The organism is Nonomuraea sp. NPDC046570 (assembly GCF_040645915.1).
Taxonomy (GTDB): domain Bacteria; phylum Actinomycetota; class Actinomycetes; order Streptosporangiales; family Streptosporangiaceae; genus Nonomuraea.
Map to the genome: position 1 here is coordinate 17831 of NZ_JBEYZF010000038.1, position 14419 is coordinate 32249.

At 71.6% G+C, this 14419-nt stretch carries 3 protein-coding genes; all 3 read right to left on the reverse strand.

Going from position 1 to position 14419, the window contains the following annotated elements:
* Positions 1–17: 17 nt before the first annotated feature.
* From ABZ911_RS36400 to ABZ911_RS36410, 3 genes are read right to left on the reverse strand one after another with little or no spacing between them, the layout of a single operon-like run.
* Positions 18–1718: an ABC transporter ATP-binding protein gene (locus tag ABZ911_RS36400; RefSeq protein ID WP_358066831.1), complete on the reverse strand. Its 1701-nt coding sequence runs from the start codon at positions 1716–1718 to the stop codon at positions 18–20.
* Entirely contained in the window at positions 1705–12582 is a 10878-nt protein-coding gene (locus ABZ911_RS36405; RefSeq protein WP_358066834.1) for an amino acid adenylation domain-containing protein, read from the reverse strand. Before ABZ911_RS36405 ends, ABZ911_RS36400 begins: the two co-directional genes overlap by 14 nt.
* A gap of 43 nt (positions 12583–12625) precedes the next feature.
* Entirely contained in the window at positions 12626–14413 is a 1788-nt protein-coding gene (locus ABZ911_RS36410) for an ABC transporter ATP-binding protein (RefSeq protein ID WP_358066837.1), read from the reverse strand.
* Positions 14414–14419 lie beyond the last annotated feature (6 nt).

Below are 14419 nucleotides of genomic sequence, written 5' to 3' on the forward strand. Positions count from 1 at the left end.
CCGTCACCCCGTCCAGGTCACCGGGCCACGGCCAGGCGGTAGGTCTCGTCGGTGGTGAGGAGGTTCCGATGGGTGTCCTCCGCGGTGATGACGCCGTCGTCCAGGACGAGGACGCGGTCGGCGGCGTCCAGGAGGGCCGGGCTGCTGGCGATCACGATGGTGGTGCGGTTCCGGCGTAGCTCCGCGATGTTGCGTGCGACGAGCTGTTCGGTGACCGCGTCGACGGCTGTCGTCGGGTCGTGCAGGACCAGGATGTCGGTGTCGGCGGCGAGGGCGCGGGCCAGGGACAGCCGTTGACGCTGCCCACCGGACAGGTTCGCGCCGCGGTCGCGGACACCGTGGTCGAGTCCGTCGCGGTGCAGGGCGACGACGTCGGTCAGCATGGACGCCTCGACGGCCTCAGGGACCTTCCGCCTGGCGCCCGCCGGGTCGATGTTCGTGCGGAGGGTCCCCGCGAAGATCTCCCCGTCGTACGGGTTCACCAGCAGGTGCTCGCGGACCGCCTCGATCGACAGGTCCGCCAGCTCCCGCCCGCCGACTCGCACCACACCCTCATACGCGTCGGGCGGGACGTTCACGGCCAGGATGGACGCGAGGTCGGCCGCCGCGCGCGGCTGGTAGGCGGCGATCGCCACGAACTCGCCGGCGGACACGTGGAATTTCAGCTCGCGCAGGGACCCGTATCGGACGCCGTCGACCTCGAGGTCTCCGCCCGCGGACGGGCGCTCCGGCCCCGGGATCATCACCGGTGGCGCGGCCAGCACCAGCGCCATCCGCTCGGCCGACGCGCGCGCGATCATCACGTACTTGGGCATCTCCGAGAACAGCCTGAGCGGTTCCATGATGAACTGCGCCAGCCCCACGGCCATGACGAGCTCCCCGATGGTGATCTGGCCGTTGAACGCCAGCCAGCCCGCCGTCAGGGTCACAGCGGCGGCGAGGGCCGCGTTGAGGGCCAGCGCGGTGCCGGCGTACGCGCCGTTCACCCTGGCGACGGTGATCGCCTGGGTTTTCGCCTCTGTGCTGACCTTCCGGTAGGACAGGAACGCCGCGTGGTTGCCGCCGAAGCCGTGCAGCGGGCGCAGGCCGGTGATCAGGTCGGCGACCTTCGCACCCGCCCGCGCCACCCGGGCCTGCTGTTCGCCGGTGCTGGCGCCGATCCGCTTGGACATCACGCTCAGGATCGACAGGATCGCGGTGGTTCCCACGATCACCAGCAGGCCGAGCTGGACGCTGGCCATGCCCAGCGCGACCGCCGTGATCAGCACCGCGACGAGCGAGCTGATCAGCAGCGGCACCACCTCGATGATGTCGGCGGTCTGGTCGGCGTCCTCGGTGGCGATGGTCAGGACCTCGCCGGACTTGAGGTCGACGTTCCTGGCCACCGGCTGGAGTCCGCAGGCCGCGACCTGCACCCGCCAGCGGTGTGCCTCGGTCGTGTTGGCCTTCTGCAGGATGCGCATCCCGAACCGCCACGACAGCGACACGGTCGTGATGATCACGGCCAGCGCGGCGATCGACAGGCCGAGCGAGCCCAGGCTGCGGTCCCGCATCGTGTATTCGACTATCAGGCCGAGCGCGATGGGGAAGGCGGTCTCGCCCGCCTGGTACAGGCCCATGAGGACGGTGCCCCAGGTCATGGGGCCCGTGTTGCGCCGCACTGCGGTCCAGAGGATGTCGGCCCCCGTGCGGGGCCGCTGCTCGTCAGGAGTTGTCATCGAGGTGCCGGGCAATCGCTTCCGGGGTTCGCAGGGTGAACAGATCACGGATGGTGATCACCGGACCGTACTCGCGGCGGAGCAGCCCGATCAGCCGCACCGCCAGCATGGAATGCCCTCCGAGGGACATGAAGTCGCTCACCGCTCTCACCTCGTCATCATCCAGGTCCAGCGCCTCGGCGAAGAACTCGCACACCACGGTCTCGGTCTCGGTCACCGGGCCACGCTCGCCCGACGAGGTCAGCGCGCCCAGTGGCTTGGCCGTCGGCAACGCCTTGGTGTCAGCCTTCCCGTTCACTGTCAGCGGGATGGTGCCGACCTGGGCGTAGTGCGTGGGGCGCAGGTAGTCCGGCAGCCCGGTGCCCACCTCGGCGGCGACCGTCGCCAGGTCGGAGTCGCCCAGCACGAGGTACGCGGCCAGCCGGTACGCGCCGTCGACCTGCGGGTCGGGTTGGGCGACCGCGGCGGCGAACCGCACCGCCGGGTGCGCCGCGAACGCGGCCTCGACCTCGCCCAGCTCGACCCGGTGCCCCCGGATCTTGACTTGCTGGTCGGTGCGGCCCAGGTACATCAGGTTCCCGTCGGGCCGCCGGAGCACGAGGTCCCCGGTGCGGTACATGCGCTCGCCGGGCTCGCCGTACGGGCACGCGACGAACCGGTGCGCGGTCTGGGCGGGCTGCCCGAGGTATCCGCGGGCGATGCCGACACCCGACACGTACAGCTCCCCGGGCACCCCGTCCGGTACGGGCCGCAGCCACGGGTCCAGCACGTACACGTCGGTGTTGTCGATCGCCACGCCCACCACCGGGTCCTGGCACTCGAAGGTGCCGACCCCGAGGGTGTTGATGGTGTACTCGGTGGGGCCGTACAGGTTGTAGCCGACTGTCCCCTCGGTCTCGGTGAGCCGCTGCCACAACGTCGGGGTGACCGCCTCACCGCCCAGCAGCACCAGCGCGGGCCGCCGTGCGGGGTCGTCGAGCAGCCCCTCGGCCACCAGTTGCTGCGCGTAGGTGGGGGTCACGTTGATGACGTCGATCCCGTACTCGAGGCAGTACTCGACCAGCCGGGGCGCGTCGCGGCGCAGTTCCTCGTCGCAGATGTGCACCTCGTGGCCATCGGCGAGCCACAGCAGTTCCTCCCACGACATGTCGAACGCGAACGACACGGTGTGCGCGATCCGGAAGACCCGGTGGGCGTGCTCCACCAGCACCGGCTCGAAGATCCGACGCTGGTGGTTGATCAGCATGTTGGTGAGCCCGGCGTACTCGGTCACCACGCCCTTGGGCTTCCCGGTCGATCCGGAGGTGTAGATCGTGTAGGCGGGGTGCCGCAGGCGGTCCGGGTCGTCCGGCGCGAACGTCACGAACGGCTCGGCCTCGGGCAGGGGGCGGTCCAGCTCGATCAGGTCGCCGCTCAGCCGGGGAGAGACGGCGCTCACGGTGAGGATCGCGTCCGGGTGGGCGTCCGCGACGATCGCGGCGATCCGCTCGTCCGGGTGGTCCAGTTCCAGCGGCACGTACGCGGCGCCGACGCGCAGCACGGCGAACAGCGCCACGATCGAGTCGAGTGAACGCGGGATCGCGAGAGCCACGGTCATCTCGGGGCCGATGCCGCGCTGGGCGAGCACACCCGCCACCGCGCGACTGCGGTCCCGAAGCTGGGCGAACGTCATGGTCCGGCCGTGGGCGACGAGCGCGACCTGCTCCGGGCTTCGGTCCGCCGCCTGGTCGAACCGGTCGACCACGGTGTCCGTGCCGACGTCCGTGCGCTCGGCCGGCTCAGGCTCCTGCCCCAGACCGCGCAGCGCGCCCACCGGCCCGGTCGACCGGGCCAGGTCCTCGAGCACGCGCAGGTAGTCGTCCAGGAGACGACCGGCGCGCTCCGTGTCGTCGTCGCGATACTCCAGCTTGACCGTGAGCCGGTCGCCGGGCGTGACGACCCAGGTGAACGGGTAGTGCGTGGAGTCGTCGGCCCGCACCGCGGTGATGCCGTGCCTGGCGTTCATCTCGGCGAACGCGTCCAGGTCCAGGAAGTTCTGGAGCACGAACAGGTTGTCGAACAGGGTGTCGTGCCCACTGGCCCGCTGGATCTCGCCGAGCCCCAGGTGCTCGTGCTCCATCGCCGCGACCCTGGCCGCCTGCACGGCCGACAGGTACCCCCGTACCGTGTCAGCCGGCCGGGCCCGCGTCCACATGGGCACGGTGTTGAGCAGCACGCCGACGATGCCGGACAGGCCCTCGCCCTCGCGGCCGGAGACGGTCACGCCGAACACCGCGTCACTCCGGCCGGTGTGTGCGCCCAGCAGCAGGCCGAACGCGCCGGTCAGCACCGAGTTCAGGGTGACACCGTGCACCTTGGCCGCTTCCCGCAGCAGTTCCGACTGTTCGGCGGAGAGCGTGTGCACGAGTGTGCGCGGCAGCTCGTCCGAAAGCGACGGTGACGGTCCGGCGAGCAGCGTCGGGCCTGGGAGTCCGGTCAGGTGCTCCGCCCAGAAACGTTCCGACACGGAGAAGTCCTTGGCGTCGAGCGCCCGGGCGTAGTCCTCGAAGCTCGGCGTGGCCGGGGCCGGATCCAGCGGCTCTCCCGCGACAACGGCCTGATACGCATAGAACAGGTCCCGCAGCACGATCTCGCGTGACCAGCCGTCCCACAGCAGCAGGTGGTAGCTCAGCAGCAGGCCGTCGCGGTCGTCGGGCAGGCGCACCACGGTCAACCGGATCAGCGGCGGCTCGTCCAGGTCGAAGCCCGTGTCGCGGTCATGGGCGCGCAGGGCGTCGACTTCCGCGTCCGTCGACAGGACGACCGTGCGGACATCGACCCGCCGACCCGCTGCGAGGACCTGGACCGGGTTTCCGCCTGCATCGGTGCTGAAACCGGCTCCCACGACCGGGTGCCGCGCGATCACGTACGCCATCGCCTCGGCCAGCGAGTCGGTGTCCAGCCGCCGGTCGAAGGTGAAGTAGCTCTGGGCGACATAGGGTCCGGCCGAGCCCGCCAGCTGGGCCTGGAAGAACAGGCCCCTTTGAAGCGGGGTCACCGGTGCCGTCCGCTCGGCAGTCTCGGAGGCGTCCGCGATCCGCTCCAGCGCGCGCCGCCAGTGCTCGGTGAGCTCGTCGGGGATGCCCTCGGCGAGGGTGAAGGCCGCACGCAGGCTTCCGGTGGCCGCGTCGATCCACGCGTTGACCTCGACGGCGTACGGGCTGCCCTGATCGCCGCCGGCGAGGTGCAGCGCCTGGGACTCGCTGCCCCGGCCGAGGTAGTTGAACAGCACCTGCGGGCGCGCGTTCAGCAGTGCGGCCGTCTGCGGGTTGAGGTACCTGAGCTGGCCGTAGGCGACCTGCCCGCGCTCGTCCGGCTGGCGCTCCGCGACCTCGCGCGCCGCCGCGACGGGGTCGGTGTGCGCCGTGAGCCGTACGGGCGCGATGGAGGTGAACCAGCCGACCGTGCGGGTGTAGTCGTGGTGTTCGAGCACCGGGACCCGGCCATGCCGCTCCAACTCGATCGCGAGATCGCCTGGCGACGGCTGGATGGACGTCAGCGCGGTTCGCAGCGCGCCGCACAGCAACTCGGTGAGACCGACGCCGAGCGCGGCGGGCGCGGTACGCGTCACGCGGGCGGTCAGGTCGGGCGAGACCTCCACCATGGTCTCCCGCAGCCCTTCGATCACGGGCAGCAGCACGGGCGCTTCGAGCGTGCCGACCCAGTGCCCGAGGTCGTCGACCACCTGGGCGGACTGGGTGGTCAGCGCGTCGGCGTACTCGGCGTAGGACGTGGTCGGTGGCGCCAAGGGCGCCCCGCGCATGGCGGCGGCCAGGTCGTCCAGCAGGATCAGCCAGGACACCGAGTCGACGGCGAGGTGGTGCACGGTGACCACCAGGGTCCGGCTCGCCGCCAGCCACGAGAACGCGATCACCTCTCCGGACTCGGGATCGAGCCGCCCGGCGGCTTCGTTCGCCGCGCTCGTCGCGTCGGTCGCGTCCGTACGGACGACGGTGACCGCGCGGGCGGATTCGGTGCGCAGGGCCCACACCCCGTGCTCGACGCGCAGCCGCAGCCGGAGGGCCGGGTGCGCGGCCACGACGGCGTTCGCGGCGCGCTCGGCGTCGGCGAACCCGGTGCCCTCGGCCGCCACCAGCGTCCTGGCCTGGGCGAACCGGGCGAGGGAGCCGCCCAGTTCCCGCTGCCGCAGGATGATCGGCGTCGGCGTCAGCGGGCCGTCCTCGTGGCGGGCGGGCGCGGACGCCGGGTCCTGCGGCGTGCGTGTCCCCAGGTGCTCGGCGAGTGCGCGCGGCGTCCTGAACAGGAACACGTCTCGCGGGGCGATCGGCAGCCCGAGCGCCCTGGCCCGGTTGACCACGGTGATGGCGACGATGCTGTCGCCCCCGGCCCTGAAGAAGTCGGTGTCGCCGTCCGCGTCGGAGCCGGGTAGCGTCTCGGCGAAGATGCCGGCCAGAGCGGCAAGGGTGGAGTCACTCGTGGCCACCGGGGTGTCGTCCCGCGCCGCGTGTTCGATCAGGGCCTTGCGGTCCAACTTGCCGTTGACCGTCAGCGGCAGGGCGTCGACCGGCAGCACCCGGCCCGGCACCATGTGCACGGGCAGCTTCGCCGACAGGAGACCGTCGAAGTCGTCGGGCACGCGACCCACGACATGCGCGACCAGGTGATCGCCGCTGTCGGCCACGGTGACGGCCACATCGACGACGCCGCCGAGCTCCCTGATCGCGGACTCCACCTCGCCGAGTTCGATCCGGAAACCCTTGAGCTGCACCTGATCGTCGGCGCGGCCGGCGAACTCCAGCTCCCCGTCGAGGGTACGGCGGGCGAGGTCGCCCGTGTGGTACATGCGGGAGCCGTCGCCCGCGAACGGGTTCGCCACGAACCGGCCCGCGGTGAGCCCCGGCCTGCCCAGGTAGCCGAGCGACACCTGGTCGCCGGCGACATAGATGGCGCCCACCCGGCCCGGCGGCACCTGCCGGAGCCGATCGTCGAGCAGGTAGGTGACCAGGCCGGGGATCGGGCCACCGATCGGGCTGACGTCGTCGCCGAAGGCGAAGTCCTCGTCGGTCAGCACCCGGTGCGTGACGTGGACGGTGGTCTCGGTGATGCCGTACATGTTGACCAGCTCGGGCGAGCCGGTGCCGTGCCGCTCGACCCAGCCGCGCAGCCGCCCGAGATCCAGCGCCTCGCCGCCGAAGATGATCCGGCGCAGTGCGGTGAGCGGCTCGCCGGCGTGCCGGTCGGCCTCGATGAACTGGTAGAACGCCGACGGGGTCTGGTTGAGCACGCTCACTCCGCGCTCGCGGACCAGCCGGTGGAAGTCGACCGGAGAGCGGGTCAACCCGTACTCCGGCACCAGCAGCTCACCGCCGTGCGCCAGCGCGCCCCACAGCTCCCACACCGCGAAGTCGAACGAGTAGGAGTGGAACTGGACCCACACGTCGCGCGGACCGAAGTCCATGTCGGGCTGGGTGTTCGCGAGCAGCGCCAGCACGCTGGAGTGCGGGACGACGACCCCCTTGGGCCTGCCGGTCGACCCGGAGGTGTAGATCACGTACGCCGGGTCGTGCCGGCTGACCTCGGGCGCGGTGGTGTCCAGCGGCAGTTCGTCTCCCTGCACGAGCACGCGGGCGGGCACGCCCGCCCTGGCCGACAGCTCCGTGAAGCGGTCCTGCTGTCCCCGCTCCACGAGAACGACCTGCGGGGCGGCGTCAGCGAGGATGTACTCCAGCCGCTCATCCGGGTACGCCAGATCCAGCGGCACGTACGCACCGCCCGCGGAGACGATCGCGACCAGCGCTACGACCTGCTCAAGGGAACGCGGAACGGCGACGGCGACCCGTTTGCCCGGTCCGACACCGGCCGCGCGCAGCGCCGAGGCCAGCTCGTTCTTCGCGTCCGCCAGTTCGCCATAGGTCAGCGACCGGGTGCTGCCGTCGAGACCGCATCGGGTGACGGCGGTGGCGGCCGGGTCGCGGTTCGCGGCGGCGTCGAACAGTCCCCCCAAGGTCGTCGGGGTGATCCGCGCGGGGCGTCGGGCGTCGTCGGGCGCCAGGTCGTCGACCAGCTCGTCCGGCCGGGTGAGCAGGCCGGTCAGGGTCCGGTCGAACGTGCGCAGGATCGCCTGGGCGCTCGTCTCCCGCAGCGACTCGCTGTCGTAGATCAGGTTGAAGCGCGGACGACCGTCGAGTGTGCGCTCCACCACCAGCGTCAACGGGTAGTGCGGGGCGCCCTCGTTCACGATGCCGGTGATGACGAGCTCGTCGCCGGGCCTCCGCAGACTGTCCAGATCCGTGGCGACGTCGAACACCACCAGGGTGTCGAACAGGGGACCGCTGCCGGCCTGGCGGCCGATCCTGGTCAGCGAGACATGCTGGTGCGGCAGCACCGCGCTCTGGTGTTCCCGCACGGAGGCGAGCAGTTCGCGCGCCGTGGTGGTGCCGGCCCATCGGGCGCGCACGGGGATCGTGTTGATGAACAGACCCACCATGTCCTCGATGCCGGGCACATCCGCGTCACGCCCGGACACCGTCGAGCCGAACACCACGTCCTTGCCGTGCACGATGCCGCCCAGCGTCACCGCCCACGCGCTGTGCACGGCGACACTCAGCGGCACACCCGCCGACCGGACGGCCGCGTCGATGTCGTCACCCGGCTCCACGGCGGTGTCGGCGAACCGGTCGGACGGGGTGTGCCCCTCGGCGACCAGCGCGGGGCCGGGCAGACCGGCGAGCTGATCGCGCCAGACCCGGTCGCTCTCGTCATCGTCGCGTTCGGCGAGCCGGCGCACGTAGTCGGGGAAGCCGCCGCGCGGGTACCCGGTCCCCGGCGCGTGATACTCGGTCAGCAGCGCGCGCAGCATCGGGGGCACCGACCAGCCGTCGGCGATGATGTGGTGCACGGTCTGCACCAGGACGGTCCCGCCGGACCCCGCGCGGATGAGCGTGTACCGCATCAGCGGGCCGGTGGCCAGGTCGAACCCGGCGCGGCGGTCCCGCTCGGCGTGGTCGCGGATCTCGTCGTCGGTGATGCCGGGGCGGTCCAGCACGGTGAACGGCGCCTCCACACCGCTCTCCAGTACCGAGACCACGCGGCCGTCGGCGAGGGCCACGAACCGCGCGGCCAGGTTCGGGTACAGCGTGAGCAACCGGGTGGCCGCCGCCGTGAGCCGGTCGGCGTCCACCTCGCCGTCCAGCGCCAGTAGCTGCTGCTCGACGTAGCTGCCCGCCGAGTCGTCGTCGAAGACCGAGTGGAAGTACAGGCCCTCCTGCAACGGGGTCAGCGGCAGGATGTCCAGCAGCGCCGGGCCGTCCAGGGCGTCGACATCGGCCTGTGTGAGGGCCACCGCGCCGAAGTCGCTGGGGGAATGGCCGCCCTGGTCGAGTACGGCGAGGCCCGCCAAGGCCACCCGGAAGTACTCGCCGATCGTCGCGATGTCCTCGTCGGTGAACATCCCGGCCGGCCACGAGATGGTGGTGACCAGCTCGTACTCGCCGGTCGAGCCGGGTTCGGCGATCGCGTTGAACTCCAGGACGCGCGGCAGGCGCATCCTCGGGTCGCGCTTCTCACCCAGGTGCCCTGTGGCGCCCGCGAGCTGCCAGTCCCCGGACTCGCCCGCGTCGAAGCGGCCGAGGTAGTTGAACAACACCTGCGGGGCGGACGCGTCGAACTCGGCGCCGGCCAGGTACCGCAGGGCGCCGTACGACACGCCGTTGCCCGGCACCCGGGCGAGGTCTTCCTTGACCGCCTTGAGCGCGGCGGACAGGTACTCGGGGTCGGTGAAATCGGCTGCCGCGCCAGGGTCCACGGTCACCGGGAACAGCGTGGTGAACCAGCCCACGGTTCGCGACAGCTCCGGCTCGAAGCCCGCGGCGCCTGCCACGAACCGCCCTTCGCGGCCGTGGCCCTCGAGTTCGATGTGCGCGAACGTCTGATCCTGCCCGAGGTCGCGGCGCCACCGGGCGAGGGTGACGGCGAGCGCGGTCAGCAGCACGTCGTTGACGCCCGCGTGGAACCGCGCGGGAATCTCGCCCAGCAGCGCGGCTGTGACCTCGGGGTTGACCGAGACGGCCTGAACCCTCTCACCTGCGACGGTGTCGGCTCGGGACAGTGGACGCCTGCCCACCGGTCCGTCCGCTCCCGGCAGGGGACGCTGGAAGTAGCCGCGGTCGGCGTCGAACGCCGCGCGCTCCAGCAACTGCGTCCAGCGCCGGAACGACGTGCCCACCGGGGGCAAATCGATCGGCGTGCCCGAGGCGAGCTGCCGCCACGCCGTGGCCAGGTCCTCCATCAGGACCCGCCAGGACACGCCGTCGACCACCACGTGATGGACGACCACGACCAACTGCCGTGCCTCGCGCCGCCAGACAGCACGATGCATCACGCCGTCGTCCGGGTCCAGAGCGGCGGTGGCGAGCTCGACGCACTCGTCGAGCGGCCGGTCGCTCTCCTGCCACCCCGCGACGGCCTGGCCCGCCTCCGGAACGTCGAAGCCCCAGCGGTCGCCGCGCACCAGCTTGGCGCGCAGCAGGTCATGCCGCCTGACCACGGCGGCGAGAATCGCGTCGAGGGCATCGGCGGTCAGGTCCGCCGGGGTGTTCAGCACCACCGACTGCACGAAGCCGTCGATCGCGTCCGTGGTCTCGCCGAGCCACCGCACGATGGGCGCCCCCGTGACGGAACCGGTCGCGACATCCCCGTGGTCCACTGTGGAGACATCATCTCGGCTCGCCACCGCCGCCAGCGCCCCCACAGTGGTGTTGGTGAAGATCTGCCTCGCCGTGACGTAGAGTCCCGCGTCGCGCAGCGCGCTCAACAGCGAGATCGCCAGAATGCTGTCGCCGCCGAGCGTGAAGAAGTTCTGGTCGACACCGACCTCGTCCAGCCGTAACACCGACGCGACCGCCGCGCACACCACGCGCTCGTTCTCGGTGGCGGGCGGGATGAGCGTACCCGCGTTGATCACCGGCTCCGGCAACGCGCGCCGGTCCAGCTTGCCGTTCGGCGTGAGGGGGAACTCCTTCAGTACGACGATGTGCGCGGGCACCATGTACTCGACCAGGTGCTCGACGGCCCACGCCGTGACCTCGTCCGCCCGCAGGTCCTCGCTCCCGGCCGCCGGGATCACATACCCCACCAGGTATGTGCCGCCCGCCGCGTTCTTCTTCGCGACGACACAGGTGTGCCGTACCCGGGGGTGCTCCGCGAGACCGACCTCGACGTCCTCGATCTCCAGCCGCATGCCGCGGATCTTGATCTGGTTGTCGGCCCGGCCGAGGAAGTCCAGCGACCCGTCCGGGGCGAACCGCGCGAGGTCACCGGTCCGGTACAGCCGGGACCCGTCCCCGGCGAAGGGGTTCGCCACGAACTGGGACGCCGTCAGGCCGGGCGCGTTGACGTACCCGCGCCCCAGGAGGAACCCGCCCACGTACAGCTCGCCGCCGACGCCGACCGGGACCGGGCGCAGCTCCTCGTCCAGCACGTACAACTCGGTGTTGGGGTTGGCCTTGCCGATCGACGTCGACAGGCGTTCCGCCGCCCACCGGTAGATGACGTGCGAGACGCCGATCGTCGTCTCGGCCGGGCCGTAGCCGTGGTACATGGGGATGTCGAGCCGGGTGCGGAACCGTTCGTACAGCTCCGGGGTCAGCACCTCGCCGCCGCACCACACGTGCCGCAGGCTGTCCAGCCGCCCGGAGTCGCCCGCGATCTCCAGCAGCACGTCCAGCATGGACGACACCAGGTAGGTGAAGGTGACGCGCTGCTCGGCGATCACGCTCAGCAGGTGGTGCGGGTCGCGTTCGCCGCCGGGTCGCAGGACCACCAGCCTGCCGCCGCACACCAGAGGCAGGAAGATCTCATTGATGGAGATGTCGAACGACAGCGGCGCCTTGAACAGCGACGCGTCGTCGTGGCCGAAGCCCAGGATCTCGTTGCCCTGCCACAGCAGGCGCTCGCTGATCGCCTCGTGCCGGATCATCGCGCCCTTGGGCCGCCCGGTGGAACCGGACGTGAAGATCACGTACGCCAGGGCGGGGCCGGGGATGGCGACCTCGGTCCTCTCGGTGGAGTACGAACCGAACCGCCAGTCGCCGAGGTCGACGGCCACGGCTTCGGGTTCACCCGCGTCGTGCTCGCCGGAGTCGTTGAGCTGCACCACGACCCGGGCGTCGGCGACGACGACCGCTCGGCGCGCGGCGGGCCACTGCGGATCGAGCGGCACGAACGCGCACCCCGCCTGGAGCACGCCCAGCAGACCGATGACCATCTCGGCGGAGCGGCCCAGCGAGATCCCGACCACCTGTTCGGCGGTGAGCCCGCGGTCGATCAGGTGGTGGGCCAGCTGGTTGGACAGCTCGGCCGCTTCACGGTAGGTCAGCGACCGGTGTTCGTCGACGATGGCGATGGCGTCCGGCCTGGTCCGGGCCTGCTCGCGGAACATCTCCACGATGGTCGGGCGGACCCGGTCGACCTTGTTGTCGTTCCACTCGGCCAGCGCCTCGAGCCGCGCCGCCACGCTGGACGGGCTGACGGTGCCCAGGGGCCGGTCCGGGAAGTCGGCCAGGTCGTCCAGCGCGAGCTGCGCGTCGGTCAGCACGACGCCCTCGGGGACGGTGATGCTCCGGTCGTCCGCGCCGACCTCCCAGCAGTCGGCCCCGTCCCCGCCGTTGTCGACCCACCCGAGGACGTCGGCGAACAGGGTGCCGGGGATGAGGTCGAGGCCGTCGGGGCTCTGACCCGTCGCCCAGTAGGCCAGCCCGATGGCGCACGCTTCGGTGATGGTCCTGTCGGGATATTCGCCGGTTCGCCGGCGCACGTCGGCCAGGCGCGCGGGAGAAAGCAGTGCCAGACGAGTGCTCGGTTCCATCATCGAAGACTCAGCCGTCCTTCCAAATAAGGTTAGCCTTACCTTAGTTGCCTTCGCGCCACGCACGCCACAGTCGCGCGTACCGGCCGCCCAGAGCCAGCAATTCCTCATGGGTTCCCTGCTCCACCACGCGTCCCGCGTCCAGCACGGCGATTCGGTCCGCCGCCATCGCCTGGGTCAGCCGGTGTGCCACGAACAGCGTGGTGCGGCCCCGGCACGCGGCCGACACGGCCCGCTCCAACTCGGCGGCGCCCTGGCTGCCCGCCTCGGCGGTCGACTCGTCCAGCACCACCACCGGCGATCGGCCCAGCACCAGCCGAGCCAGGGCGATCTGGGCCACCTTGGTGCCGTCCAGGCGCTCACCGCCCTCGCCGACCACCGTGTCCAGCCCGTCGTGCAGCGCCGCCACCCACGTATCGGCGCCGACCGTGCGCAACGCGTCCATCAGCTCGGCATCGGTCGCCTTCGGCGCGGCCAGCCGCAGGTCGTCGGCGAGCGGACCGGAGAACACGTGCGTCTCCTGCGTCAGGATGCTCACCAAGGCCCGCGCCTCGGCCTCGTTCAGGCCGGCGAGGTCGGTCGATCCGATGCGCACCGACCCGGCCTGCGGGGTTCCGATGCCCGCGATCAGCGCCGCCAGGGTCGTCTTGCCCGCGCCCGTCGCCCCCACCAGCGCGAGCGAACCGCCCGCCGGGATCGCCAGGTCGACGTCCCGCAGGACCGGCCCCTCGGAATCGGGATAGCTGAACGTCACCCCTTCCACCGTCACCGGGTACGGCCCGGCCTCCGCCGGCGCGACGGCCACATCGCCCACCAGCCGTTCGTCCGGGGCCTCGCCCAGCACCCCGACCAGCCGGGTCAGGCTCGCGCCCGACTTCTGCGCCTCGTCGAAGGTGAACAGGATGGCGCCCAACGGGGTGAACAGCCGGTGGAACAGCAGCGGGGCCACCGACACCTCGCCCAGGGTGGCGGCATCGGCCTCCAGCAGGAGGTACCCCACCACGATGATCAGGACCAGCCCGATGAACTCGGCGCGGTTCTCCCTGCCGACGAACCGGCCGAAGTACCGGAACACCTCGACGCCGAGATCGCGCACCCGCCACGACTCGCTGGTGACCTTCTCGCGGACGGCGCACTCAAGGCGGTACGCCCGGACGGTGTCGATCCCGTTCAGGCCGCTGATCAGCGCCTGCGCGCGGTCGGCCTGGGCTTCCCGCTGCCGCTGGTAGAGCGGCGCGGACCGGGGGAGATACCAGCGGAGGGCCAGCCCGTACGCGGGCAGCGCGCCGGCGCCCGCCAGACCGAGCCGCCAGTCCAGCCCGAACATGCCGGCCGTGGCGATGACGACCAGCACTCCCGCCGAGAGCACCGTGGGGACGGCCGCCCGGATGCCCTTGGACACCACGGCCACATCGTCACCGACCCTGGACAGCACATCGCCCCGGCCAACCTGCTCGATCCGTGCGCTCGGCATGCCCAGCACCGCCCGGACGGCGCCTTCCCGCAGCCGCGCGAGCAGATCCGCGCCCAGCCGCCCGATCAGGTACGTCGACGCCGCGGTGGCCGCCGCGCCGAGCAACACGGCGACCACCATCAGCACCCCGATCGTGACCAGGATCGACCGCGGTTCGCCCCCGACCACCCCGTCGACCACCTGGCCGAGCAGGAGGACCGGCAGCACTTGGAGCGCTGCCCCGGCCACCGTGGTGAGGGCGGTGGCGATCGTCAGCCATGGCACCTCGCGGCAGTGCGCCGCGACCCATCGGGTGGCCTCGCGTCCGGTCGCCGTGCGCAGGATGGCCGAGGCGACGGGCGTGTCGGTGGTGCTCACATCCAG

Coding starts and splice junctions, on each gene's coding strand:
- ABZ911_RS36400 (WP_358066831.1), bottom strand. CDS start 1,718: ATGACAACTCCTGACGAGCAGCGGCCCCGCACGGGGGCCGACATCCTC.
- ABZ911_RS36405 (WP_358066834.1), bottom strand. CDS start 12,582: ATGGAACCGAGCACTCGTCTGGCACTGCTTTCTCCCGCGCGCCTGGCC.